General features: G+C 69.2%; 24 protein-coding genes. 18 read left to right on the top strand and 6 right to left on the bottom strand.

Features of this window, described 5'->3' with window-relative positions:
• Position 1: 1 nt before the first annotated feature.
• Complete coding sequence (locus I1A62_RS30700) at positions 2-337, bottom strand: WhiB family transcriptional regulator (RefSeq protein ID WP_005253437.1); 336 nt, start codon at positions 335-337, stop codon at positions 2-4.
• The gene (locus I1A62_RS30695; protein WP_219456070.1) at positions 322-1,326 is read right to left on the bottom strand and encodes an ROK family glucokinase; all 1,005 of its coding nucleotides are present in this window, start codon (positions 1,324-1,326) and stop codon (positions 322-324) included. Before I1A62_RS30695 ends, I1A62_RS30700 begins: the two co-directional genes overlap by 16 nt.
• Positions 1,327-1,555: 229 nt before the next feature.
• Between I1A62_RS30695 and I1A62_RS30690 the strand changes: the two genes are divergently transcribed.
• A complete protein-coding gene (locus tag I1A62_RS30690) occupies positions 1,556-2,635 on the top strand; it encodes an ABC transporter ATP-binding protein (RefSeq protein WP_072938119.1) in 1,080 nt (359 codons plus the stop codon).
• Between the two features lie 2 nt (positions 2,636-2,637).
• On the opposite strand, the gene I1A62_RS30685 is transcribed toward I1A62_RS30690, so the two are convergent.
• Positions 2,638-3,654, bottom strand: a complete 1,017-nt coding sequence (locus I1A62_RS30685; RefSeq protein WP_124390267.1) for a LacI family DNA-binding transcriptional regulator — start codon at positions 3,652-3,654, stop codon at positions 2,638-2,640.
• 184 nt (positions 3,655-3,838) lie between these two features.
• Here I1A62_RS30685 and I1A62_RS30680 point away from each other — a divergent pair, with 184 nt between their 5' ends.
• The 9 genes from I1A62_RS30680 to I1A62_RS30640 all read left to right on the top strand — a co-directional run bounded on the left by I1A62_RS30680 (position 3,839) and on the right by I1A62_RS30640 (position 13,313).
• The gene (locus I1A62_RS30680; protein WP_219456068.1) at positions 3,839-5,524 is read left to right on the top strand and encodes a glycoside hydrolase family 13 protein; all 1,686 of its coding nucleotides are present in this window, start codon (positions 3,839-3,841) and stop codon (positions 5,522-5,524) included.
• Positions 5,521-6,786, top strand: coding sequence for an ABC transporter substrate-binding protein (locus I1A62_RS30675; RefSeq protein WP_219456066.1), 1,266 nt, complete (start codon positions 5,521-5,523; stop codon positions 6,784-6,786). The genes I1A62_RS30680 and I1A62_RS30675 overlap by 4 nt, the downstream gene beginning before the upstream one ends.
• Positions 6,787-6,799: 13 nt before the next feature.
• Positions 6,800-7,825 carry a carbohydrate ABC transporter permease gene (locus tag I1A62_RS30670; protein WP_219456064.1) on the top strand — a complete coding sequence of 342 codons (1,026 nt, stop codon included), beginning with the start codon at positions 6,800-6,802 and terminating at the stop codon, positions 7,823-7,825.
• 3 nt (positions 7,826-7,828) lie between these two features.
• Positions 7,829-8,716, top strand: a complete 888-nt coding sequence (locus I1A62_RS30665) for a carbohydrate ABC transporter permease (protein WP_219456062.1) — start codon at positions 7,829-7,831, stop codon at positions 8,714-8,716.
• Between the two features lie 90 nt (positions 8,717-8,806).
• Entirely contained in the window at positions 8,807-10,012 is a 1,206-nt protein-coding gene (locus I1A62_RS30660; protein WP_219456061.1) for a low temperature requirement protein A, read from the top strand.
• Between the two features lie 124 nt (positions 10,013-10,136).
• Positions 10,137-11,387, top strand: coding sequence for a molybdopterin-dependent oxidoreductase (locus I1A62_RS30655; protein ID WP_124390262.1), 1,251 nt, complete (start codon positions 10,137-10,139; stop codon positions 11,385-11,387).
• A gap of 1 nt (position 11,388) precedes the next feature.
• Entirely contained in the window at positions 11,389-11,901 is a 513-nt protein-coding gene (locus I1A62_RS30650; protein WP_219456059.1) for a hypothetical protein, read from the top strand.
• Positions 11,902-11,912: 11 nt separating this feature from the next.
• Positions 11,913-12,557 carry a class I SAM-dependent methyltransferase gene (locus tag I1A62_RS30645; protein ID WP_225857930.1) on the top strand — a complete coding sequence of 215 codons (645 nt, stop codon included), beginning with the start codon at positions 11,913-11,915 and terminating at the stop codon, positions 12,555-12,557.
• Between the two features lie 87 nt (positions 12,558-12,644).
• Entirely contained in the window at positions 12,645-13,313 is a 669-nt protein-coding gene (locus tag I1A62_RS30640; RefSeq protein ID WP_124390260.1) for a hypothetical protein, read from the top strand.
• Positions 13,314-13,351: 38 nt separating this feature from the next.
• Here the strand turns inward: I1A62_RS30640 and I1A62_RS30635 are convergent, their stop codons facing one another.
• Positions 13,352-14,764, bottom strand: coding sequence for a hypothetical protein (locus tag I1A62_RS30635; RefSeq protein ID WP_219456057.1), 1,413 nt, complete (start codon positions 14,762-14,764; stop codon positions 13,352-13,354).
• 20 nt (positions 14,765-14,784) lie between these two features.
• Between I1A62_RS30635 and I1A62_RS30630 the strand changes: the two genes are divergently transcribed.
• Genes I1A62_RS30630 through I1A62_RS30610 form a run of 5 tightly spaced genes read left to right on the top strand, consistent with a single transcriptional unit; the run spans position 14,785 to position 19,197 of the window.
• On the top strand, positions 14,785-15,591 hold the full coding sequence (locus I1A62_RS30630) for an S-methyl-5'-thioadenosine phosphorylase (protein ID WP_124390258.1): 807 nt from the start codon (positions 14,785-14,787) through the stop codon (positions 15,589-15,591).
• Positions 15,588-16,655: an NAD(P)-dependent oxidoreductase gene (locus tag I1A62_RS30625; RefSeq protein WP_219456056.1), complete on the top strand. Its 1,068-nt coding sequence runs from the start codon at positions 15,588-15,590 to the stop codon at positions 16,653-16,655. Before I1A62_RS30630 ends, I1A62_RS30625 begins: the two co-directional genes overlap by 4 nt.
• Positions 16,648-17,310, top strand: coding sequence for a glycosyltransferase family 2 protein (locus I1A62_RS30620; protein WP_219456054.1), 663 nt, complete (start codon positions 16,648-16,650; stop codon positions 17,308-17,310). The genes I1A62_RS30625 and I1A62_RS30620 overlap by 8 nt, the downstream gene beginning before the upstream one ends.
• Positions 17,307-17,981 (top strand): DUF2064 domain-containing protein, encoded by a 675-nt coding sequence (locus tag I1A62_RS30615; protein ID WP_219456052.1) that lies wholly within the window; start codon positions 17,307-17,309, stop codon positions 17,979-17,981. The genes I1A62_RS30620 and I1A62_RS30615 overlap by 4 nt, the downstream gene beginning before the upstream one ends.
• Positions 17,982-18,027: 46 nt before the next feature.
• Positions 18,028-19,197: an alpha/beta fold hydrolase gene (locus I1A62_RS30610; RefSeq protein WP_219456050.1), complete on the top strand. Its 1,170-nt coding sequence runs from the start codon at positions 18,028-18,030 to the stop codon at positions 19,195-19,197.
• On the opposite strand, the gene I1A62_RS30605 is transcribed toward I1A62_RS30610, so the two are convergent.
• Together I1A62_RS30605 and I1A62_RS30600 are read right to left on the bottom strand one after the other, a co-directional pair.
• Positions 19,166-20,065 carry a phosphatase PAP2 family protein gene (locus tag I1A62_RS30605; RefSeq protein WP_219456049.1) on the bottom strand — a complete coding sequence of 300 codons (900 nt, stop codon included), beginning with the start codon at positions 20,063-20,065 and terminating at the stop codon, positions 19,166-19,168. The two genes, I1A62_RS30610 and I1A62_RS30605, sit on opposite strands and share 32 nt — an antisense overlap.
• A gap of 30 nt (positions 20,066-20,095) precedes the next feature.
• Positions 20,096-20,881: a crotonase/enoyl-CoA hydratase family protein gene (locus I1A62_RS30600; protein ID WP_219456047.1), complete on the bottom strand. Its 786-nt coding sequence runs from the start codon at positions 20,879-20,881 to the stop codon at positions 20,096-20,098.
• 79 nt (positions 20,882-20,960) lie between these two features.
• On the opposite strand from I1A62_RS30600, the gene I1A62_RS30595 reads away from it, so the two are divergent.
• From I1A62_RS30595 to I1A62_RS30585, 3 genes are read left to right on the top strand one after another with little or no spacing between them, the layout of a single operon-like run.
• Positions 20,961-21,572 (top strand): TetR/AcrR family transcriptional regulator, encoded by a 612-nt coding sequence (locus I1A62_RS30595; RefSeq protein ID WP_206007441.1) that lies wholly within the window; start codon positions 20,961-20,963, stop codon positions 21,570-21,572.
• Positions 21,569-23,206, top strand: coding sequence for an acyl-CoA dehydrogenase family protein (locus tag I1A62_RS30590; protein WP_219456045.1), 1,638 nt, complete (start codon positions 21,569-21,571; stop codon positions 23,204-23,206). The genes I1A62_RS30595 and I1A62_RS30590 overlap by 4 nt, the downstream gene beginning before the upstream one ends.
• A complete protein-coding gene (locus I1A62_RS30585; RefSeq protein ID WP_219456043.1) occupies positions 23,203-24,216 on the top strand; it encodes a crotonase/enoyl-CoA hydratase family protein in 1,014 nt (337 codons plus the stop codon). The genes I1A62_RS30590 and I1A62_RS30585 overlap by 4 nt, the downstream gene beginning before the upstream one ends.
• The last annotated feature ends 12 nt before the right edge of the window (positions 24,217-24,228 follow it).

The raw sequence follows: 24,228 nt of genomic DNA, 5'->3' as shown, positions 1-24,228 counted from the left end.
CTCAGGCCTGGCGCGCCAGGTCGAACCCGAACGATTCGGCGACGGCCTCGTCCACCCGGCCGTGGTGATTGGCCAGCAGTTCTTCGCGTTCGTTCGCGGAGAGACCGCCCCAGATGCCGTACGGTTCACCGACACTGAGTGCGTGCTCCCGGCACTGCACCAGCACCGGGCAGCCGCGGCAGATCATCTTGGCGCGGAAGTCCCGCATCTCGCGTGCCCGGCCACGTTCGCGGTCGGGGTGGAAGAAGGTGGACGACTCGTAGCCGCGGCACGCGGCGTCCCTCTGCCAGTCCCACACCTCGGCGACCGGAATGGGAAGACTCAACCGATTGGACATTGCACTCCTCCAGATACTCGTGAGCCGTTGTGTGCAAGCCCGAGAACGCGTTCCCGGGCCAGATCGGCGGCGCCGACGATGCCGACGTTCGCGCCGAGTTCCGCCAGTCGCACCTCGGCGACCGGTCGATGTGCGCGTCCGGTGAGACGGTTCTCGAACGCGGCGGCGGCGGGACCGCGCAGCAGTTCACCGGCCTCGCACACTCCCCCGCCGATGATGAACAGGTCGGGGTCGAAGAACGCGGCGATATCCGCCATGCCGTGTCCCAGCCAGGAACCGATCACCCGGAAACATTCGAGCGCCGCGGGGTCGCCGTCCTGGGCTGCGGCGGTGATGTGCAGGCCGGTGATGGCGTCTGCCCTGCCGCCGGCCCGGGCAAGCAGGTCGGCGGCGAAACCGGGCGACACGTTCGCGAGGTCCTGCGCTTCCCGGACGAGTGCCCGCCCGCTGGCGTAACGCTCCCAGCAGCCGTGGTTGCCGCAACCGCACCGGCGGCCGTGCGGTTCGACGTTGAGGTGCCCGAACTCCGCGGCCACACCGAACTTGCCGCGGTGGAGAACGCCGTCGACGACGATGCCGCCGCCGATTCCGGTTCCCACGGTGAGCACGACAACGGTCTGTCCCGTCCGCCCGGCCCCGAAGCGCGCCTCGCCCCAGGCCGCGGCGTTGGCGTCGTTCTCCACCACCGTCGGCAATCCGCACGCCGCTTCGACCACCGCACCCAGCGGTTCGTTGCGCCAGGCGAGGTTCGGGGCGAACAGCACGGTGCTGAGGTCGGCGGCCACGAAGCCTGCCGCGCCGATGCCGACGGCCTGGACCGGATGGGTATCGGCCAGATCCCGGACGAGTTCGGCGATGACGTTCTCGACGCCGCGCGCATCGTGGGACGGGGTGTCACGACGCACCATCCGGTGGATGACTCCGTCGTTGCCGACCACGCCGGCAGCGATCTTCGTGCCACCCACGTCGATGCCAATTGTCAGAGCCATGTCTCGTGTCCTCTTCAAATCTGCGAGTGAGGGGTGTCACGCTGACAGTAGAGGACCTTTGGATTTTCATCAATACATACTTCAGTCTTTTTAAGAACAAAGGCCGTTCATCCTCGACTGGACACGGCCTGTGATCTAGGCCATAGTTCTTCTCCGTCGGCGTCTGCCGACACGCCCCTGACACTCGGATCGTCCGGCACGTTCCTGCCGGTGGAGGGATTCATTTCTCATGGCAACAATCACGTACGACCGCGCGACCAGGCTCTTTCCCGGGTCCGACGTCCCCGCCGTCGATCAACTCGACCTGCACATCGAGGACGGTGAATTCCTCGTCCTCGTCGGCCCGTCCGGCTGCGGAAAATCCACGTCGCTGCGGATGCTCGCCGGACTCGAGGACGTCGACGGCGGTCAGATCCTGATCGGCGGCCGCGACGTCACGCACGCCGAACCCAAGGACCGCGACATCGCGATGGTCTTCCAGAACTACGCGCTCTACCCGCACATGACCGTCGCCGAGAACATGGGCTTCGCCCTCAAACTCGCAGGCACCGACAAGTCCGAGATCCGCACCCGCGTCGCGGAGGCCGCCGACATGCTCGACCTCGGCGCCTACCTCGACCGCAAGCCCAAGGCCCTCTCCGGCGGCCAGCGGCAGCGAGTCGCCATGGGCCGCGCCATCGTCCGGCAACCGCAGGTGTTCCTGATGGACGAGCCGCTGTCGAACCTCGACGCGAAACTGCGCGTGCAGACCCGTACCCAGATCGCCCAGCTGCAGCGCCGCCTCGGCACCACCACCGTCTACGTCACCCACGACCAGGTCGAGGCCATGACGATGGGCGACCGCGTCGCCGTCCTCAAGGGCGGCGTGCTGCAGCAGTGCGCCTCCCCCCGCGAGCTCTACCGCAGGCCCGCGAACGTGTTCGTCGCCGGGTTCATGGGCTCACCGTCGATGAATCTGTTCACCGTGCCCGTCACCGACGGCGGCGTGCTGATCGGCGACCAGCTGGTGCCCGTCCCCCGCGACGCGCTCGCGGCGGCGGGCCGCGAGGTGATCTTCGGGATCCGTCCCGAGCACGTCGAGATCGCCGATTCCGGCGGACTGAAACTCGAGATCGACGTCGTCGAGGAGCTCGGCTCCGAGGCATTCGTGTTCGGCCGCACCACCGTTCACGGACGTACCGAGAACCTGGTCGCGCGCGTCGACTGGCGCAACCCGCCCGAGAAGGGCCAGGTCGTGCACGTCCGCGTCGACGAGGCACACGCACACCTCTTCGCCACGGACGCGGCGGGTGAGCGCCTGGTGCGCTGACCTCAGTGTTCCGCGGGACGGGCGGTCGAGCCCCTGACCACCAGGTGGGTCGGGAGCACGACCGCCCGTTCCTCCGGTTCCCGGCCGCTCAGCAGGTCCACGACCACCCGGCCCGCCTCCACTCCCTGCTCTGCCACCGGTTGCCGGACCGTGGTCAGGTCGGCCAGTTCGGCCGTCGGGTGATCGTCGATGCCGATCACCGACATCCCGGCCGGGACGGGTATCCCCGCTCGCCGCAGCGTGCGTAGCGCTCCCACGGCGACCTCGTCGGAATGACAGAACACCGCGGTGGGCACGTCGGCGCGGCTGAGCAGCAGTTCCATGCCGCGCTCGCCGCCCTCGATGCCCCAGGGCACGGTCGCGATGCAGTCGTCGTCGAGTCCGGCGTCGGCGAGCGCACCGTGGAAACCCGCGACCCGGGCGATGTCGCCCTCCCAGGACCGCCCCTCCGGGTCGACCGTGCGGATCATGCCGATCCGCGTGTGGCCGATCCTGATCAGATGCCCGACGGCCTGGCGCGCGGCCAGTTCGTCGTCGATCCGGACGGATGGGAAGTCACCGGCGTGCGCACCGATGACCACCACGGTCACGTCCATCTCCTCGAGCCGCGCCCGCTCCGGCCCGGTCAGCGGAAACGCCACGGCGATGACCGCATCGACCTTGCGGCGCAACGGAAGCCGCTCGAAGAACGATTCGCGCTGGGACGACTCCTCGAGGCAGTACAGCATGACGTCGAGGTCGGCGGCGCGGAGTTCGTGTTCGATGCCGGCGAGAATCCGCGAGTAGAACCAGGCGTCGATCCACGGCACGACGACGGCCACCCGGCCCGTCGCACCGCCCGACAGCTTCGACGCCTCGGGCGAGATGACGTACGCCAACTCGTCGGCGATCCGCTGTATCCGCAGCCGTGTCGCTTCGGAGACCCCCTTCTCGCCGCGCAGCGCACGGGAGACGGTGGCGATCGAGACGCCGGTGCGGCGCGCGACGTCGGCCATGTTCACGGACTGCTTAGGGATCACATTCCCCACAGTAAGCGAGCAACGCAAATATTTGCGTAAATTCCTCACGCGACGCAAGGCGTTGTAGTGCGAAAAAGAAATCACCCTGTTCGAGTTGACAGCACCCTGTGACGTGCCTCACGCTCATTACGCAAACGTTTACGCATCACATTCACCCATCCCATCCCCGCACCGAGGAGATTCGATGACCCAGTCCGTGGAGTCGACCGCAACCACCGTCGCGAGCCGGCACCCCGAAGCCTGGTGGAAGACGGCCGTCGTCTACCAGGTCTACATCCGCAGCTTCGCCGACGGGAACGGCGACGGTATCGGCGACCTCACCGGGTTGCGTTCCAAGCTGCCCTACCTAGCCGACCTCGGCATCGACGCCGTGTGGATCAACCCCTGGTACCCGTCGCCGATGGCCGACGCCGGCTACGACGTCGCCGACTTCCGCGACATCGAGCCGTCGTACGGCACGCTCGCCGAGGGTGAGGCGTTCATCGCCGAGGCCCACGAGCTGGGGATCCGGGTGATCCTCGACATCGTGCCCAACCACACCTCCAGCGAGCACCGCTGGTTCGAGGCGGCACTCCGCGACGAGCCCGGGGCACGCGAGCGCTACATCTTCCGGCCCGGCCGCGGCCCGGCGGGCGACGAGCCGCCCAACGACTGGCAGAGCGCATTCGGCGGTCCCGCGTGGAGCCGCCTGGACACCGGCGAGTGGTACCTGCACCTGTTCGCCCCCGCGCAGCCCGACCTCAACTGGGAGCACCCCGAGGTCCGTGCGGAGTTCGAGGACATCCTGCGCTTCTGGTTCGACAAGGGCGTCGACGGCTTTCGGATCGACGTCGCCCACGGCCTGGCCAAGGATCCCGCACTGCCCGATGCCGGTGAGCGCCTTCCCGGTTCGCAGCACACCGACCCCCACCCCGCCTGGGACCAGGATGCCGTTCACGAGGTGTACCGGGGCTGGCGGGCCGTCGCCGACGCCTACGACGACCGCGTCTTCGTCGCCGAGGCCTGGGTTCCCGGCAACGACCGGCTGGCCCGGTACCTGCGCCCCGACGAACTCCACACCGCGTTCCAGTTCGACTTCCTGCGCGCCCCGTGGCGTTCGGACAGCATTCGCGCCGTGATCGACGACGCGCTCGAGCAGGCGGCCACCGTCGGCGCACCCGCCACCTGGGTGCTCTCCAACCACGACGTGCCCCGCACCGTCACCCGCTACTCCCGCTCGCAGCCCGACCACCTCGTCGAAACCGATTGGGAGCGCGCCCGCTGGGCGCTCGAGGAACCCAACCACGACCTGGGCAGGCGCCGTGCCCGCGCCGCCGCGCTGCTGCAGTTGGCGTTGCCCGGCACCGCGTACATCTACCAGGGCGAGGAACTCGGACTGGAAGAGGTCGAGGACCTTCCCGACGACGTCCGCCAGGATCCGACGTGGTTCCAGACCGGCTTCACCGACTGCGGTCGCGACGGCTGCCGGGTGCCGATCCCGTGGTCGAACGACGCAGTGCCGTACGGCTTCTCCCCGTTCGACGCGGAAGAGGACACGTGGCTTCCGCAGCCCGGGCACTGGGCCCCGCACACCGCGGAAGCGCAGGCAGGCCACCCCGAGTCGGTCCTCACGCTGTACCGCCGGGCACTGGAACTGCGACCCGACTACTTCGACACCCCGCACGGCGTCGAGTGGCTCGACACCCCGCCCGGCGTCCTCGCGTTCGCACGCGGCGGAGTGCAGTGCTGGGTGAACACCGGCACCGAACCGGCCGCCCTTCCCGAGGGCTCGACCGTGGTGCTGGGTTCGATCGCCGGCATCACCGGCGGACTGCTCCCGTCCGACGCCGCGGTGTGGCTGTCGGAACCGGGCTCGGGTGAATCACGATGAAGCGCGTCGCCGCCGCCGCGGTGGCCGTCGGGGTCCTGTTCGCGGCGACGTCGTGCGCCGATCAGGGCATCGACGCCGCCGCGCAGGCGGAGAAGCTGAACCTCGACGGCCGCGGACCCATCACCTACGTGCAGGGCAAGGACAACTCCAACGTCGTCCGGCCGCTGATCGACGAGTGGAACGCCACCCACCCCGGTGAGGAGGTGACGTTCAAGGAGCAGTCCGACCAGGCCGACCAGCAGCACGAGGACCTGGTGCAGCATTTCCAGTCCCGTGACCCCGGCTACGACGTCGCCGTCGTCGACGTCGTGTGGACCGCCGAATTCGCGGCCCGCGGATGGCTGCAACCGCTCGAGGGCCCGATGGCGATCGACACGTCCGGTCTGCTCCCCGCCACCGTCGCGGGGGCCACGTACGGGGGCGTCCTGTACGCGGCACCGCAGACAAGTGACGGCGCCCTGCTCTACTACCGCACCGACCTGCTGGATCACCCGCCCGCCACGTGGGACGAACTGGTCGGCGCGTGCGGGACGGCGCAGCAGGCCGGAATCGGCTGCTACGCAGGCCAGTACGCCAAGTACGAGGGCCTGACCGTCAACGCGTCCGAGGCCATCAACACGGCAGGAGGGTCGATCCTCGCACCGGACGGCGTGACCCCGACGATGACCACCCCGGAAGCCAAGGCGGGGCTGCAGTCGCTCGTCGACGCGTACCGTTCGGGTGCGATCCCCCGCGAGTCCGTCACGTTCCAGGAAGAGCAGGCCCGGCAGGCGTTCCAGAGCGGCGACCTGCTGTTCATGCGCAACTGGCCTTATGCGTACAGCCTGATGAACGGCCAGGGCAGTTCCGCGGTGTCCGGCAAGTTCGCGGTGGCGCCGCTGCCCGGGAAGAACGGGCCCGGTCACTCCACACTCGGCGGGCACAGCGCCGCGATCAACGTGTACTCGGAGCACAAGGCCACCGCGTCCGACTTCCTGAAGTTCTTCCTGGAGAAGAAGTCGCAGGCGTTCTTCCTGTCGCAGGGATCGCTCGCCCCCGTCCGCGCCGACGTCTACGACGACCCGGAACTGATCGAGCAGTACCCGTACATCCCCACACTGAAGACGTCGATCGAGAACGCCGTGACCCGGCCGGTGACCCCGTTCTATCCCGCGGTCACCCGGGCCGTGCAGAACAACGCGTACGCCGCGATCAAGGGCGAGAAGACGGTGGACCAGGCCGCCGCCGACATCCAGTCCGCGATCGCCGCGGCCGGGTCCTAGAGGAGACAAGCCGATGACCGTTCACGAACTCTCGGAACCGACGACCGAGGTCGTCCCGCAACCGGATTCGTCCGCAGCGCCGCCACGGCCCCGGAAGGGACGCAGCAGGGCAGCGATGCTCCTCGTTCTGCCGACCATGATCCTGCTGGGCATCGTCGTCCTGTACCCGGTGGTCAGCGCGATGGTGATGTCGCTGTTCAAGGACCCGACCATCGACCCCGCCACCGGCAAATTCGTCGACCAGGGCTTCGCGGGACTGTCGAACTACACGCACTGGCTGTTCCAGCGGTGCACCGACACGACCGGGGCCTCCGTGTCCTGCCCCGGCGGCACACTGGGATCGCTGTTCTGGCAGTCGATGTGGGTCACCGTGTTCTTCACGGTCGTCACCGTCACCATCGAGGTCGCGCTGGGACTCTGGTTCGCCACCATCATGAACCGGGCGTTCCGCGGCCGGGCACTGCTGCGCACCAGCATCCTCGTCGCATGGGCCATCCCGACCGCCGTCACCGCGAAACTGTGGTACTTCGTCTTCGCCTACGACGGCATCGCCAACAAACTGCTCGGCACGGACATCCTGTGGACGGGTGACACGTGGCCCGCCCGGTTCGCCGTCGTGATCGCCGACGCCTGGAAGACCACGCCGTTCGTGGCATTGCTGATCCTCGCCGGACTGCAGATGGTGCCCGCCGAGGTGTACGAGGCGGCGCGGATGGACGGCGCCGGCGCGTGGCAGCGGTTCCGGTCGATCACGTTGCCCCTCATCAAGCCGGCCATCCTGGTGGCGGTCCTCTTCCGCGTCCTCGACGTCCTGCGGATCTACGACCTCCCGGCGATCCTCACCGGCGGTGGTGGCGGCGACGGCACCGCCACCACCACACTGTCGATCCTCGTGATCGACCAGATGCGCCAGGGATTCAACAGCGCGTCCGCCCTCTCCACGATCACGTTCCTGTTCATCTTCGCCGTCGCCTACGTGCTCGTGAAGGTGATGGGCGTCAACGTGATCGACACCCAAGAGCAGCAGCGAAAGGCCTGACCCATGTCCACAGCAGTCGTCACGCCGGGAACACCCCGGCCCACGGTGGCACGCAGGCGCCGGGGACCGTCGCTCGCGTCGCTCCGCACGTACGCGGGCCTCGCGGTGATCGTCGTCTGGGGTCTGGCCCCCGTCTACTGGATGGTGGTCACCGCCTTCCGTGACTCCGACTACACGTTCGACACCACCCCGTGGCCCACCCACGTCACGCTGGACAACTTCGCGAACGTGTTCTCCACGGACGCGGGCAACCACTTCGCCCGGGCGCTCGTCAACAGCACGATCATCGGCGCCGTCACCACCGCGATCGGCCTGATCGTCGGGGTCGGCACCGCGTACGCGCTGGCGCGGTTGCAGTTCCGGGGCAAACACGCGGTCCTCGGGATCATCCTGGCCGCGTCGATGTTCCCAGGGGTCGCCGTCCTGACACCGCTGTTCCAGCTGTTCACGTCGATGGGCTGGTTCGGCACGTATCAGGCGCTGATCATCCCGAACATCTCGTTCGTGCTGCCCCTCACCATCTACACCCTCACCGCATTCTTCAAGGAACTGCCGTGGGAACTCGAGGAGGCCGCCCGGATCGACGGGGCCAGCAGGCGGCAGGCGTTCCGAATGGTGCTGCTGCCCTTGGCCGCACCGGGACTGTTCACCACCGCGATCCTCGCCTTCATCGCGTCGTGGAACGAATACCTGATCTCGAGTCAGCTGTCCAACGACATCACCCAGCCGGCCACCGTCGCCATCGCACAATTCGCGGGAAGCAAACCGCACGAGGAGCCGTTCACGTCCGTGATGGCCGCGGGAACGGTCGTGACCATCCCGCTCGTCATCATCGTGCTGCTCCTGCAGCGCCGCATCGTGTCGGGCCTCACTGCCGGCGGCGTCAAGTAGAGCACCCGTGAGTACTTGTTAACCACCGGCGGTTAACAAGTACTCACGGGGGGTTTTGCCGGGCCGCCTTCCGGTGGCAGCATTCTTCCCGTGACCTTTGCCCATCGTCTGCGTCCCCGTCTCGTCGAAGAGCGAGCGTCGGTATCGCCGCTCGAGCTGTTCTTCGACCTCGTCTTCGTCTTCGCGCTCACCCGTGTCACCGACCTGATGGCCGAGGACCCCACCGGCGTCAATCTGCTGCGCGGCGCCCTGGTGATGGCCGTGCTGTGGTGGAGCTGGGTGGGGTACGCGTGGCTCTGCAACCTCGTGCGCGCCGACGAGGGCATCGTGCGGGTCGTGATATTCGCGGCGATGGGCGCCATGTTCGTCACCGCGTTGACCATCCCCGAGGCCTTCGACGACCTCCCCGGCGGACTCGACGGTCCCGTCATCTTCGCCCTCGGCTACTTCGTCGTCCGGCTCCTGCACCTGGTGATGTTCTGGGTGGTCAGCCGCGAGGACCCGCAACTGCGCGGCCAGGTGATGCGGTTCGCACCCAGCATGGTGACCGGTACCGTGTTCCTGCTCGTCGCGTCGCAGCTCACCGGCACCGCGCAAACCGTCATGTGGATCCTCGCGCTCGCCGGCGACTATCTCGGGACGCTGGTCGGCGGAACCGACTGGCGGTTGCGGTCGGTCAGCCACTTCGCGGAGCGGCACGGGCTGATCATCATCGTCGCGCTGGGCGAGTCGATCGTGTCGATCGGCATCGGCGTCGCGAGCCTGCCGATCTCGTGGCCGATCATCGTCGCGTCCCTGCTGGGGCTCGCGGTGTCGGGACTGCTGTGGTGGTCGTACTTCGACGTCACATCCCTGGCCGTGGAGCACGCGTTCGAGGAGGCAACCGGTGCGCGTCAGATCAAGATCGCCCGCAACTGCTACAGCTTCATCCACCTGCCGATGGTGATCGGGATCGTGATGCTGTCGCTGGGTCTGAAGAAGATCCTGTCGTACGTCGGCGACGGCAACCATCACCGGCTGGTGGATCCGCTGTACGGCTGGCCGTTGGTGGCACTGTTCGGTGGCGCGGCGCTGTACCTCCTCGCACTGGTCGCCTTCAAGGCGTACGCGACGAGGTCGGTGACCGTGCCGCGCGTCGTGACGGCGGTCGTGCTGATCGCACTGCTCCCCGTCGTCTGGCACATCCCCGCGCTCGCCACGCTCGGCGTGCTGACCGCGGTCCTGCTCGCGATGATCGGATACGAGATGGTTCGCTACGACCGGCCGCGGGACGAGATCCGGCACGGCCACCCGTGAGTACTTGTTAACGTCGGGCGGTTAACAAGTACTCACGGGCCCGAAGGGCATACCCGTCCTGCCCGGCGGCGGTACCGAATCACCTCTGAGGCTCGAGACGATCGAGCCGGAGGGATTGATCACGATGACCGACCATTCACGCGGCCCACGGCTCCGCAGTCCACTGCGCGGACCATGGCTGACCTCGGTATTCGGCCTCGTACTGCTGATCGGACTGCCCGTCGTCATCGTCACGGGGCTGCTCTCCTACATCGCGTACGGGCCCCAGTTCGGGCAGGCCCGACCCGGCGACGTCGGCTGGCTGCACCTTCCGTATTTCGCGTGGCCCACTGGGCCGTCGTGGCTGTACCGGCTCACGCAGGGCCTGCACGTCGGGCTCGGACTGATCCTGGTGCCGATCGTGCTCGCCAAGCTGTGGTCGGTGATCCCGAAACTGTTCGTGTTCCCGCCGGTGCGGTCGCCGGCGCAGGCCCTCGAACGGCTGTCGCTGATCGCCCTGGTCGGCGGTGCGCTGTTCGAGATCATCACCGGGGTCCTGAACATCCAGTACGACTACATCTTCGGTTTCGACTTCTACACGGCGCATTACTGGGGCGCGTGGGTCTTCATCGCCGGGTTCGTGACGCACACGATCCTGAAGGTGCCGCCCATGGTGCGGTCGCTGCGGTCCCGGTCGTTCCGGGAAGTGCTGCGCACGTCCCGCGCCGACACGCGGCCCGAACCGGCGGACGAGAACGGCCTCGTCGCCGAGGACCCCACCCCGGCCACGATCAGCCGGCGCGGCGCCCTCGCCCTCGTCGGTGGCGGCGCCGCGCTCGTCGCGGTGCTGTCGGTCGGGCAGACTACCGGCGGGTTCCTGCGGGGCGCCGCGCTGCTGCTGCCGCGCGGACGCTCGTACGGCGACGGCCCCAACGACTTTCAGATCAACCGGACGGCCGCGGCCGCGCAGATCACCCCGGAGCAGACGGACGACACCTGGCGGCTGTCGGTGACGGGTGGCGCGGAACCGGTGCAGCTGAGCCGAAGTCAGCTGCGCGCGATGCCGTCGCACACCGCGTCCCTCCCGATCGCGTGCGTCGAGGGGTGGTCCACCGTCGAGACGTGGACCGGCGTGCGACTGCGTGACCTCGCGGACGTAGCGGGGGTGACGGCGTTCGGCTCGGCGAAGGTGACGTCGCTGGAGCGGTCCGGGGCGTTCAATCAGGCGGTGCTCACGGCCGATCAGGTGCGCGACTCCGACGCCCTGCTCGCCCTCGAGGTGAACGGCGCGGAAATCTCCCTCGACCACGGCTATCCCGCGCGGATCATCGTTCCCGCCCTGCCCGGTGTCCACAACACCAAATGGGTGCAGTCCATCGAATTCCGGGAGGCGTGAGATGCGCCGATTCGCCCGCGTCTATGGAGCCGATCCGCTGCATCTGCTGGCGGTGCTGTTCACGTTCGCACTCGCCGGGTACGCGGTGTCGGTGGTGGGTGTGCAGAATCTGTGGAATCCGGATGTGTGGTGGAAGTCGATCGCCGTGTGGTTCCTCGGTGCGGTGATCGCCCACGACCTCGTGCTGTTCCCGCTGTACGCACTCGCCGACCGGTCTCTGACGTCGGGGCTGGACGCGATGCGGGGGCGGAGGCGCCCACGGTCCCGGACCGTCCCGGCGCTGAACTACATTCGTATACCGGCGCTCGCATCCGGGCTGACGCTGCTGCTGTTCCTGCCGGGGATCATCGAGCAGGGCGCCGACGCGTATCTTGCGGCGACGGGGTTGACGCAGGAACCGTATCTCGACCGCTGGCTGCTGCTCAGCGCCGCGTTCTTCGCGGTCTCCGCTCTCGCCTACGCCACCCGACTCGCACTGTCCCGCAAAGACGGCGGCGCGGTGAGCCGGCCATGAGGAAGACCGGGATGTCCACCGACCTCCTGCTGCGGCGGGCGTCGGCGGGGCTCCCGTGCTGGGTGCGTGATGCGACGGGAACGCGCCGCGCCCTGCCGCTCGACCGGTGGATGGGCGGCGCGTCGGCCTCGCTCGCCGATCGGATCGCCGACCGCGTGATGCTCGCCGGGTGTCACGGCGCGACCGTCGATCTCGGGTGCGGGCCGGGCCGGCTCACCGCGGCACTCGTGTCCGCCGGTGTCAACGCCCTGGGCGTCGATTCATCGGTCACGGCAGTGCAACTCACGATCCGCCGTGGCGGTGTTGCGTTGCACAGCGACATCTTCGCGCCGCTGCCGCGGTCGGGGAACTGGGACCGAGTGCTGCTCGCCGACGGCAACATCGGCATCGGCGGCGAACCCGTGCGCGTGCTCAGCCGCGCGCGAGAACTGTTGCAACCATACGGAATTGTGATCGCCGAGGTGGATCCGCCGACCACTGCGGGGGTTCGCCGCGAACTCCTGCGCTGGGAGACGGAGCATCTCGCCGGAGACTGGTTCGCCTGGGCCAGTGTGGGCGTGGCCGCCGCGTCCGAGGTCGCCCGCGCGGCGGGGCTTCGGGTGATCGATGTTCTGCAGCATGCGAATCGGCACTTCGTGCGAATGGAATGGGCGTAAGAGCTCCCATCCGCCGGGGAAGCCGCGTCGAATACCTAGTGAACATCCACCCACCACCCCTTCCTCCGGAAAGGTTGTTTGATCATCATGTCGAACTATCGAAAAGCACTCGTAGCGGCGGCCATCGGCGCCCTGGCACTGACCCCGCTCGCGGCGTGCTCGAGCAATGATTCGAGTGCATCCTCGGATATGAGCGCAGCAGCATCCTCCCAACCCGCACCCGTCGCCCAAGTCGACAACCTGACCGGGGTGAGTACCGCCGTCGCACTCGATCCCGGCTTCACCGGGGCGCTGACGACGCTCGGCCTCACACCCGGAGTGGTGGGCTCGGCAACGCTCGCCGACGGATCGGTCAGCTTCCCGATCACCGGCGGCAACGTGAAGTACTGGGAGCCCGGCACGGTCGACCCCTACGTCCAGGGCGAGATCATGCACGACGGCAGCGGATTGTCGCTGGCCGCACCGGGCACCGTCGTCGAACTCACCGATTTCACGATCGATCCGGGCACGTCGCTCCTCACCGGCGACGTGAGTGTCAACGGTTCACCCGCGGCGACCGACGCTGTGTTGTTCGATCTCAACGGCCGCACGCTGAAGCCGCTGCAGACCGGACCGAACGACACGGCGATCCTGCAGGGCACCGAGGTCAAGGTCTCGGCGGACGCTGCAGGCCTGCTGAACCAGACGTTCAAGACCGACGCCGTCACGCCGGGTCTGCTGGTCGGGATCGCCACCATCACGATCGCGACCAAGTGACCGTAGGCCCTCGAACGGCACCCCGGATGCGCCGGCCGTCACCAGTTGGTGAACAGCAGATGGTTGACGGCCAGCGCACCGGCGGCCTGCACGGCGAGCCAGAACCGATGGCTTCCGCGCGGCAGCACTGCGGGGGCGGCGAGGAGCCACCATTCGAACGGCAACCAGATCCGCTCGGTCTCCGCCTTGCTCAGCGCGCTCAGGTCGGCGATCACCACCGCGAGCAGCGCGGCGAGCACCAGAAGGGGGACCGGCGACAGCTCCCGCACCCGCGACCAGGCGAACGTCCGGGGCAGCGCGGCGGGCACCGCCAACCCGACCGCGCAGACCAGCGACGCGACGTTGGCCCAGCCCCAGTAGGCGAAGGGGCGGTCCGACGCGATGCCCTGGTAGTACCGTTCCTGCACCAACTGGTAGCCGTCGAACCACCAGAATCCGCACAGCGTGAACACGGCGGCCACCGCGAGCGCGCCGACCAGTGCGAACGCCAGCGGCCGGGCCGTGCGCGCGATCACCAGGACGGCGACCGCGGGAATCGCCATCAGCGTGAGCCCGTAGCTGAGGTAGACGCCGAATCCGAGCAGCACTCCCGCGGCCACGGCGACGAGCGCGGGGACCGGAACGGCACGGGTCGCCGACAGCGCCAGCAGGGCGATTCCCCACGCAACCACGCCGGCGAACAGCGCGTCCGCCGACACCGCCACCCAGATCGCGGCGGGTGCGAGCACCAGGAACGGGGCCGCGCGACGGGCCGTCGCCTCGTCACCGAGCGCCCGGACGGCGACGATCACGGCGGCGCCGGCACTCGACCCGACCGCGACGCACAGCGCGGACGCCCACGCACCGCCGTCGAGTCCGATCCGGTCGAGCCAGACGAAGGTCAGCAGCGCACCGGGCGGGTGCCCGGACACATGGGTGGTCCACGAGTCGGGCTGCAGGTCCAGGATCCGGCCGGCGAAACCCCGCAGCGTCGCCGGGATGTCCGTGACACCGGGGACCTCGTGCAGGTACTCGTCGGTGGAGGTCAGGCGGTCGACGAATCCGCGCCGCCAGCCGTCGACCAGCGCCAGCGCCATCGCCCACAGGGCGGACCCGAGCCACACCCCGACCGTCAGGCGCCGCCACGACAGCGTCTGCGCCAGCCCGGGACCCCACACGACGACCGCCGCCGCGATGACGACGGCGACCGGGCTGCCCCACCCGACATGCACGTCGCGGAACCCGAACAGCGGCGCGGCGTCCGCGAAATCCCGGACGCTCTTCGCGGTGCGGTTGACGATGGGGGTGATCGTCTCGTTTCCCAGATACGGGACGACGAATGCGACCACCACGAGGACCAGGGCGAGTCCGGCGCCGACGAAGTCGCGGTAGAGGAAATTCCGCTCGCCGGTGCTCTGCGGGGATCCGATGACGTCATCTCCTTCGACGAAAGTCGCACTCGCGCCCAGCATAACGACGGAGGATGGAGCGTATGACCGCAACGAGTTCACCCGACCCGGTCCGCGCGGACGTCGCCGTGATCGGAGGGAGCGGCTTCTACTCGTTCTTCGACGAGGAAGCCGCGGAAGTCACGATCGACACGCCGTACGGCAGACCCAGCGCTCCGATCACGGTCGGCGACGTGGAGGGCAGGACGGTGGCGTTCCTCCCTCGCCACGGCGTCCGGCACGAATTCGCTCCCCACACCATCCCGTACCGCGCGAACCTGTGGGCGCTGCGCACGCTGGGCGTGCAGCGGGTGTTCGCGCCCTGCGCCGCCGGCAGCCTCACCCCGGACCTGGGTCCGGGCACGATGGTCGTGCCGGACCAGTTGGTCGACCGCACCAGCGGCCGCGCGCAGACGTACTTCGACGGCGGCGGCGTGCACGTCCAGTTCGCCGACCCGTACTGCGCCGACCTGCGCAAGGCCGCCGCCCGGCCGGGCACCGTCGAGGGCGGTGTGCTGGTGGTGGTCGAGGGACCGCGGTTCTCGACCCGGGCCGAGAGCCTGTGGTTCGCCCGGCAGGGCTGGACACTCGTCAACATGACGGGTCATCCCGAGGCGGTCCTCGCCCGAGAGCTCGAGATGTGCTACGCCACCATCGCTTTGGTCACCGATCTCGATGCGGGAATCGAAGCCGGCGACGGGGTGCGTGCCGTGGACGTGTTCGCCGAGTTCCAGCGCAACCTCGGGTCATTGAAGACGCTGGTGCGGTCCGCGATCGCCGCCGCCCCCGAGGGTCCGTGCGACGCCTGCCGGGTCCACGAGGGCGTGACCCTGCCGATCGAGTTGCCGTGACCGGAACCCGCGTACTGCTCTCGGGCGCCGCCGGATTCATCGGCAGCCACGTCCGCACCGCGCTGACGGAGGCCGGCCACGACGTCGTCGCCGTCGACACGCTGCTTCCGTCCGCGCACGGGAACTGCGCCGACCCCCCGGACGGTGTGCGGCGTGCGGACGTGCGCGACCTACCTGCCCTGACCGAATTACTCTGGGGTGTGGACGTGGTGTGCCATCAGGCCGCCGTCGTCGGCGCCGGGGTGGATTTGAGCGACGCCCCGGCCTATGCGAGCCACAACGACCTCGGCACGGCGACGCTGCTCGCCGCGATGCACGAGTCCGGTTGCCACCGGCTGATACTCGCGTCGTCGATGGTCGTCTACGGGGCGGGCCGGTACCGCAACGGTCGGGGCGAGTTCGTGGAGCCGTCCGCCCGGCGGGCCGAGGACCTGGCGGCGGGGAACTTCGAGGAGACGGACCCCCGCACGGGTGAGCCCCTGGAGTGGGCACTCGTGGAGGAGAATTCGCCGCTGCGGCCGCGGAGTCTCTACGCCGCGAGCAAGGTAGCCCAGGAGCACTACGCTCTCGCCTGGGCACTGGCCACCGGCGGTTCCGTGACGGCGCTGCGCTACCACAACGTGTACGGCGACCGCATGCCGCGCGATACCCCGTACTCGGGGGTGGCGGCGATGTTCCGGTCCGCCCTCGAGGCCGGCGAACCACCGCGCGTGTTCGAGGATGGCAGGCAGACACGGGATTTCGTGCACGTCCACGACGTCGCGGCGGCGAACCTGACCGCGCTCGAGACAGCGCTGCCGGGATTCACAGCCTTCAACGTGTGCTCGGGACAACCGATCACGATCGGCGAGGTGGCGGCGACGCTTGCCCGGTCCTACGGCGGGCCCGAACCCGTCGTCACCGGCGAGTACCGGCCCGGCGACGTCCGGCACATCGTCGCCGACCCCCGGCGGGCCCGGGAGCGGCTCGGGTTCCGGGCGAAGATCCTGCCCACCGAGGGGATTGCGGCATTCGCGCACGCGCCCCTGCGGGACGCGGCGCCGGCAGGACCTCCCCGTGTCTGAGCGTGCGCCGATCTCGGCGCGGGACGTCACTGTCGTGATCCCGTGCCTGAACGAGGCCGGTTCCCTGCCCGGCGTGCTCGCCGCGGTGCCCCGTGACTACCGGATGATGGTGGTGGACAACAACTCCACCGACGACACCGCCGCGGTCGCGGCCGCCCACGGAGCGTCGGTGGTGCGCGAGCCCGTCCCGGGATACGGTTCCGCCGTGCACGCCGGGGTGGTCGCGGCGCAGACCCGGGCAGTCTGCGTGCTGGACGGCGACGGCTCGATGGACCCCGGTGAACTCCCCCGGCTGGTCGCCGCCCTGAACTCGGGCGCCGACCTCGCGGTGGGACGGCGACGGGGAACCTGGCCGCTGCACAGCAGGATCGGCAACGCCGTCCTCGCCGCCCGGCTCCGGCGCCGGTACGGGCTGCCGATCCACGACCTCGGGGCGATGAGGGCCGTACGCAGGCAGGACCTTCTCGACCTGGGTGTCGACGACCGCAGGTCCGGCTACCCGCTGCAGCTTCTCGTGCTCGCGGGCCGCGCCCACTGGCGGGTCGTGGAGCAGGACATCACGTATCGCCCGCGCACCGCGGGCACGTCGAAGGTGTCGGGTTCACTGAAGGGCACCGTCGTCGCCGTCCACGACTTCTGGAAGGTGATCGGGTGACCCTCGACGTCGCCGTCCTCGTGGTCGCGAAGGCGCCGGTGCCCGGCTTCGCGAAGACCCGGCTCGCAAGGGACGTCGGCGACACCCGGGCGGCAGCCCTCGCCGCCGCCTCCCTGCTGGACACGCTCGACGCCGTCGCCGGTGCCGGGGTGGCGCAGCGGGTGGTGGCGATGACCGGCGACCTCGGCCGCGCGGTCCGGGGCGGCGACATCGCCACGACGCTGAGCAGATTCACGGTGGTGCCGCAGCGGGGTGAGAGTTTCGCGGAGCGGTTGGTGAACGCCCACGCCGACACGTTCGGCCGTTTCGGGCTGCCGATTCTCCAGATCGGAATGGACACACCACAAGTGACGGCGGGGCTGCTCGCCGACTCCGCGGACCTCCTCACCGAGCGGCGAGGCCGATGCGCCCTCGGGCTCGCGGAGGACGGCGGATGGTGGATCCTCGGTGTGCCCGATGCGGTTTCGGCGCGGGCGATACTCCCGGTTCCCACATCGAGTCCGGACACCGGGCGCCTCACCCGGGCCGCGCTGCTCGCCGCCGGCGCCGAGGTACTGTCGCTGCCGACGCTCCGCGACGTCGATTACGCGGCCGACGTCGCCCCGGTCGCCGCCCTGTGCCCGGATTCCAGCCGCTTCCGCCGTGAGTACTTGTCAACGTCCGGCGGTTAACAAGTACTCACGGGCGGCGAAGCCGCCGCGCGTACCATCGGAGTAGATGCCGGAGAGAGTTACACGCCATCCGTCCACCGTGGCCGACTGGAGCAACGACCGCCGCAAGGCGCTACTGCACGCGACACGGCTCGGTCACCGGTGGCAGAAATTCGGTCGCACCAGGCGCTTCCTCGCCGCCGTCGCGCTCGGGATCGTTCCCCTGCTCCTCGCCGGCGGCCAGTACTGGGTTCACGACGTCCAGCCCGAACGCCAGCGGCTCGCACTGACCCAGCCGCAGATCCACGAGGTGTACGACGCGCAGTCGCCCGCCGACCACGACACCGCCGTCGTCGACCTCGTCGGCCTCGGCAACAAGGACGCCACCGACACGGCCAGGACGCTGTCCTCGTACGACGGCATCGGGCGGGTCTGGGCGGTCCAGTACGACAACGGCGGCATCGACACCAAGGTGATCAGTGAACTGATCGCCGCCCGCGCCGCCGAGGAGGGGATCGACAACGTCGTCCTGTCCGGGCACAGCATGGGCGGCGTCGTCGCGCTGGAGGTGGCGCAGCACATCTACGAGGACACCGACGCCAACCTCATCGGCGTCGTGCTCGACTGCACCCCGGTGGACCTGCACGCCGTCCGGGCCGGAAGTCGGGACAGCGGCGAGGACATGCTGCGGTGGATCGGCTGGCTCCCCGGCGCGCGGGAGAGCCGGACGATGCGCGTGCTGGTGGAGACCGCGGCCCGGCAGAGCAGGTTCCTCGACACGAAGTCCGATTGGTATCCGCACGTCGACGTCGACGAGTTCCGCGACGTCCTCGACGAGGTCCTCACCGAGAAGGTCCTGTCGGAGGACGTCGCGAGCAACGGGCTGATCGAATCGCAGTTCAAGACCATCGTCGCGTCCGGTGCCATCGACAACCTGAAGTCGCTGGCGGTGGAGTCGGACGACAAACCGCGACCGGGGATCGTCTTCGTGCGTCCGCGCGCTGGCTGGATGGATGGTGTGGTCGACGTCGACTACACGCAGAAGATTCTCGTCGAACAGTCCGGCGGGACCGACGGCGCACTGCTGGTGGCCAAGCTCGACGGCACCGGCCACGCGAACCCGAATCAGCAACCGGTCGCGTACAACGAGGCGATCGTCAAGCGCATCCTGCCGTTCCTCCGCACCACGCTCGACGAGGTGTCGGTCACCAGCGACGCGGCGGGTGGCCGGCGGTGAGATCCCGGCCGGGCGTCGGCGCCGTGCGGGACTCCCATGCCCGCGCCAGGAGGATCGCCAGTCCCAGGTACGCCCATCCCGCAAGCACGTCGACGACGTAGTGCTCGCCGCCGTAGACCAGCACGAACGCCATGGCGACCGGGTACGCGACCAGCAGCGCGCGCGACCACAAATTCCTCGCGAACGGCCACAGCGCGACGGCCACCAGCATCGCGAACGCCGCGTGCAGTGACGGCAGCGCGGCGACCGGATTGCTCTGCGCCTCCAGCCACCGCGTGCCGACATCCATGGGGACGACACCGAATCCGAACCCCGCGACGCGGCCCACGCTGCCGGAGATCACATCCCCCTCGGCGGCCAGCCACGGCGGGACCGACGGCAGCAGAATGTACGTGACCAGGCCGAGATACGACAGCAGCAGCACCCGCCGCATGTACCCCGACCACACGTCGCGCGAGTACGCGTAGAAGACGGCCGCGACCACCCACGGCACGAGGAAGTGACTGGTGTAGACGATTCCGGTGAGCAGCGTCCACCACGGCAGCGCACCCGTCGGCGGCAGCAGGTGCTGCTGCAACCACACGGTGGGGATGGTGCCGCCGAAGAGCCAGCCCTCCACCGACACCAGTTCCTGAGCCCGCACCGGCATCCCGAGGTGGTGGGCGACACCCCGGCTCAGGTCGTAGACCACAAGAGCGGCGATGAGCGGCAACCAATCCCACACGACCCGCACATGGTCCCGCCACGGCCGGTCGATCGTGAACGCGATCAGGCCGGCGACGATCCACGTCGCCTGGTAGAGGCGGTCGGTGGGCAGCCCCAGCGTGACGATCGTGACGGCCAGCGCGAGCAGGTATGCGACCCACACCGCCCGTGAGTACTTGTTAACCACGGGCGGTTAAGAAGTACTCACGGGGGCGGCATCACCGTGCCTGCCGGCCCCGGCGGCGAAGCGTGCGGCACCCTCGATCGTTCCGTTGGCCAGAGAGATTGCGCCGTGCCGGAATTCGTTCAGCAGCGCCTGATCCTCGGTGAGCCCGGACTGCTCGAGCAGCGACAATCGGTCCTGCCGCAGGCACACCTGGGGCAGGCCGGCGATCTCGGCGGCCAATTGCCGGGCCGCGGTGAGCGCCTCCCCCGCCGCGACCTTCCGGTTGATCAGCCCCATGCTCAGCGCTTCGTCGGCGTCGACGGCTCGCCCGGTGAGGACGAGGTCCATCGCGCGACTCTCCCCGATGAGCCGCGGCAGGCGGACGGTTCCGCCGTCGATGAGCGGCACGCCCCAGCGGCGGCAGAACACACCGAGGACAGCGTCCGCGCCCGCGACCCGCAGGTCGGCCCACAACGCGAGTTCGAGTCCGCCCGCCACCGCGTGCCCGTCGATCGCGGCGATCACCGGTTTCGACAACCGCATCCGGGAAATGCCCATGGGTGCGTCGCCGTCGGGCGCCACCCGATTCCCGGCGCCGGAACTGATGGCCTTGAGATCGGCTCCCGCGCAGAATGTTCCGCCCTCGCCGTGCAGCACGGCGACGGACGCGTCCTCGTCCGCGTCGAAGGCGCGGAAGGCGTCGGCGAGCGCCTCGGCGGTGGGCCGGTCGACGGCGTTGCGGACTTCGGGCCGGTTCAGGCTGATCGTCGTGACCGGGCCGTCCTTGCGGACGAGTACCACGTCGGAAGTCATCGAGTGCGCCTTTCCTCGCCGGTGTAGCCGACGCTAGCACTCTTGACGGAAGAACGGAACCGGTGTTCACTTCTTGGCTATGGCTTATCGGCGCACCCCCGCGGTCCAGGAACGCCTGGACGCTCTCCGCACCACCCTCATCGACTCCGCGATCGGGCTCATCGCCCGTCACGGCTACGCCGGGTGCTCGATCTCCGCGGTCGCGTCGCAGGCCGGGGTCGGCACCGGCACCGTGTACCGGCACTTCTCCAACAAGGGCGAATTGTTCGCGGAGGTCTTCCGCATCGTCTGCAGCCGGGAGGTGAGCGCCGCCGTCGAATCCGGCAACACGGCCCGGGCCGCCGAGGGCCGCTGCGTCGCCGCGGTGTCCGCGTCCGTCGGAACGTTCGCCGAACGCGCCCTGCGCGCACCGGTCCTGGCGTACGCACTGCTCGTGGAACCCGTCGACCCGCAGGTCGACACGGAACGCCTGCTGTTCCGCGAGTCGTTCCGCGACGCCCTCGCGGTGGCGATCGCCGGCGCCGTCGAGGCCGGGGAGATCCCGGACCAGGACGCGTCGGTCACGGCCGCCTGCATCGTCGGTGCCATCGGCGAAGCACTGATTCTGCCCCTCGCCCGCGGCGCCGCCGACGCCGCGATCATCCCCGCCCTGCTCACGTTCACCCTTCGATCCCTCGGGAGCCCGACATGAGTGCCACACACGAGGTCGTCAACCAGGTACCGCCGCTGATCAACTTCGACGCCGCCGACTACGCACCGATTCTCGAAGCGCTGCAACGCGAAGGCGCCCACGACGCGCTCGAGGAATTACACGACGTCGGACGCCTCGCCGGAAGCGAGGAGGCGCAGCGCTGGGGCGACCTCGCCGAGGCGCACCCTCCCGTTCTGCGCACCCACGACCGCTACGGCAACCGCATCGACGAGGTCGAGTACGACCCCGCCTACCACCAGCTGATGACCACCGCCGTCGAGATGGGCCTGCACGGCGCACCGTGGGCCGACCCGCACCCGCGCGCCCACCTGGTCCGGGCCGCGAAGATGGCGGTGTGGGGTCAGGTCGACGCCGGCCACGGCTGCCCGATCTCCATGACATACGCCGTCGTCCCCGCCCTGCGGCACAATCGTGCGCTCGCGGAACAGTACGAACCTTTGCTCACCGCACGGGTCTACGATCCCGCCCTGCACCCTCCGCTGACGAAAGCCGGACTGATCGCCGGGATGTCGATGACGGAGAAACAGGGCGGCTCCGACGTCCGCGCGGGCACCACCCGCGCCGTGCCGCAGTCCGACGGCAGCTACCTGCTGACCGGGCACAAGTGGTTCACGTCGGCGCCGATGTCCGACGTGTTCCTGGTGCTGGCCCAGGCACCCGGCGGGCTGTCCTGTTTCTTCCTGCCCAGGGTCCTGCCGGACGGCACCCGCAACCGAATGCACCTGCAGCGCCTCAAGGACAAGCTCGGCAACCACTCCAATGCCAGTAGCGAGGTCGAGTACGACGAGGCGGTCGCCTGGCTGGTCGGCGAGGAAGGTCGCGGGGTTCCGACGATCATCGAGATGGTCAACATGACCCGCCTCGACTGCACGATCGGCACGGCCACCGGCATGCGGGTCGGCACGGCGCAGGCCGCGCACCACGCCGTGCATCGCAGCGCGTTCGGCGCCCACCTGGTGGATCAGCCGCTGATGCGCAACGTGCTCGCCGACCTCGCCGTCGAGTCGGAGGCCGCCACGACCGTCGCGCTGTGGCTGGCCGCGCTCACCGACCGGGCGACCGCGGGCGACGAGCACGCGAACACGCTCCGCCGCATCTCGCTGTCGGTCAGCAAGTATTTCGTCTGCAAGCGCGGGCCGATCCACGCCGCCGAAGCCCTGGAATGCCTGGGCGGCAACGGGTACGTGGAGGATTCCCGGATGCCGCGGCTGTACCGGGAGGCGCCCCTGCTGTCGGTGTGGGAGGGCTCCGGCAACGTCGCCGCCCTGGACACCCTGCGCGCGATGGCCAAACAGCCGGAGACGCTTCAGGTGTTCTTCGACGAACTCGATGCGACCGCGGGCGCCGACGCTCGACTCGACGCCGCCGTCACAAAGCTGAAGTCCAGTTTCGGCGACGTCGACACGCTCGAGCACCGGGCCCGGCGCGTCGTCGGCGACATGGCACTCGCCCTGCAGGGTTCGCTGCTCGTCCGCCACGGGCATCCCGCGGTCGCCGACGCGTTCTGCGTCAGCCGGCTGTCCGGCGACTGGGGCACCGTGTTCGGGACGCTGCCGACCGGCGTCGACACCGCCGTCATCGTCGACCGTGCCACTCCCAAGGTGGGGTCATGACCGACCACGCCGGCACCCGTCCGGCCGCCTGGCGCGACGGCTGGGACGAGGGCGCGGACTCCCTGTTCACGGGTCGTGAACAGGATCGGGCCGACGAGCCGGAGTACCGGACCCTCACCTACGAGGTGACCGGCCGCATCGCCCGGATCACGTTCGACCGGCCGGAGCACGGCAACGCGATCACCGCCGACACCCCCCTCGAACTCGCCGCGACCGTCGAACGCGCCGACCTCGACCCCCGCGTCCACGTGATCCTGCTGTCGGGTCGGGGGAAGGGGTTCTGCGGCGGATACGACCTGGGCGTCTTCGCCGAGAACGGCGGCGGCACCGGAGAGGAATCGGGTGCTGCGACGGGCACCGTCCTCGATCCGATCGTGCAGGCGCGCAACCACAATCCGTTCGCCAACTGGGATCCGATGGCCGACTACGCCATGATGAGCCGGTTCAACCGCGGCTTCGCGAGCCTGCTGCACGCGAACAAGCCGACCGTCGCGAAGATCCACGGATTTTGCGTGGCAGGCGGCACCGACATCGCGCTGTACTGCGACCAGATCGTCGCAGCGGACGACACGAAGATCGGCTACCCCCCGACCCGGGTGTGGGGTGTGCCGGCCGCCGGCATGTGGGCGCACCGCCTCGGCGACCAGCGGGCGAAACGACTACTCCTCACCGGCGACTGCATCACCGGACGGCAGGCCGCCGACTGGGGGCTCGCCGTGGAGTCGGCGCCGGCGGAGGAACTCGACCGCCGCACCGAGGACCTCGTCGAGCGGATCGCGCAGATGCCGATCAACCAGCTGATGATGGTCAAACTCGCGCTGAACAGCACACTGCTCGCGCAGGGCGTCGCCAACTCGACGATGGTGAGCACCGTCTTCGACGGGATGTCCCGGCACACCCGCGAGGGGTACGCGTTCCAACTACGTTCGGCCACCGCCGGATTCCGGGAGGCTGTCCGCGAACGCGACGAGCCGTTCGGCGACCACAAGCAGTCGCGGCCGGGATCCTGATCCGCGATACGC

Origin of the sequence: Rhodococcus sp. USK10 (genome assembly GCF_019378875.1) — a bacterium.
Taxonomy (GTDB): Bacteria; Actinomycetota; Actinomycetes; order Mycobacteriales; family Mycobacteriaceae; genus Rhodococcus_F; species Rhodococcus_F pseudokoreensis.
The sequence above is the reverse complement of the archived record's forward strand: the minus strand, read 5'-3'. Positions and strand labels throughout refer to the sequence as shown.

What these genes read in the sequence shown, in the direction of transcription:
- I1A62_RS30675 (WP_219456066.1), top strand. Translation starts at nt 5,521, where the DNA reads ATGAAGCGCGTCGCCGCCGCCGCGGTGGCCGTCGGGGTCCTGTTCGCG.
- I1A62_RS30640 (WP_124390260.1), top strand. Translation starts at nt 12,645, where the DNA reads ATGTCGAACTATCGAAAAGCACTCGTAGCGGCGGCCATCGGCGCCCTG.
- I1A62_RS30680 (WP_219456068.1), top strand. Translation starts at nt 3,839, where the DNA reads ATGACCCAGTCCGTGGAGTCGACCGCAACCACCGTCGCGAGCCGGCAC.
- I1A62_RS30670 (WP_219456064.1), top strand. Translation starts at nt 6,800, where the DNA reads ATGACCGTTCACGAACTCTCGGAACCGACGACCGAGGTCGTCCCGCAA.
- I1A62_RS30600 (WP_219456047.1), bottom strand. Translation starts at nt 20,881, where the DNA reads ATGACTTCCGACGTGGTACTCGTCCGCAAGGACGGCCCGGTCACGACG.
- I1A62_RS30700 (WP_005253437.1), bottom strand. Translation starts at nt 337, where the DNA reads ATGTCCAATCGGTTGAGTCTTCCCATTCCGGTCGCCGAGGTGTGGGAC.
- I1A62_RS30655 (WP_124390262.1), top strand. Translation starts at nt 10,137, where the DNA reads ATGACCGACCATTCACGCGGCCCACGGCTCCGCAGTCCACTGCGCGGA.
- I1A62_RS30630 (WP_124390258.1), top strand. Translation starts at nt 14,785, where the DNA reads ATGACCGCAACGAGTTCACCCGACCCGGTCCGCGCGGACGTCGCCGTG.
- I1A62_RS30650 (WP_219456059.1), top strand. Translation starts at nt 11,389, where the DNA reads ATGCGCCGATTCGCCCGCGTCTATGGAGCCGATCCGCTGCATCTGCTG.
- I1A62_RS30635 (WP_219456057.1), bottom strand. Translation starts at nt 14,764, where the DNA reads ATGCTGGGCGCGAGTGCGACTTTCGTCGAAGGAGATGACGTCATCGGA.
- I1A62_RS30585 (WP_219456043.1), top strand. Translation starts at nt 23,203, where the DNA reads ATGACCGACCACGCCGGCACCCGTCCGGCCGCCTGGCGCGACGGCTGG.
- I1A62_RS30695 (WP_219456070.1), bottom strand. Translation starts at nt 1,326, where the DNA reads ATGGCTCTGACAATTGGCATCGACGTGGGTGGCACGAAGATCGCTGCC.
- I1A62_RS30610 (WP_219456050.1), top strand. Translation starts at nt 18,028, where the DNA reads ATGCCGGAGAGAGTTACACGCCATCCGTCCACCGTGGCCGACTGGAGC.
- I1A62_RS30590 (WP_219456045.1), top strand. Translation starts at nt 21,569, where the DNA reads ATGAGTGCCACACACGAGGTCGTCAACCAGGTACCGCCGCTGATCAAC.
- I1A62_RS30665 (WP_219456062.1), top strand. Translation starts at nt 7,829, where the DNA reads ATGTCCACAGCAGTCGTCACGCCGGGAACACCCCGGCCCACGGTGGCA.
- I1A62_RS30595 (WP_206007441.1), top strand. Translation starts at nt 20,961, where the DNA reads ATGGCTTATCGGCGCACCCCCGCGGTCCAGGAACGCCTGGACGCTCTC.
- I1A62_RS30645 (WP_225857930.1), top strand. Translation starts at nt 11,913, where the DNA reads ATGTCCACCGACCTCCTGCTGCGGCGGGCGTCGGCGGGGCTCCCGTGC.
- I1A62_RS30690 (WP_072938119.1), top strand. Translation starts at nt 1,556, where the DNA reads ATGGCAACAATCACGTACGACCGCGCGACCAGGCTCTTTCCCGGGTCC.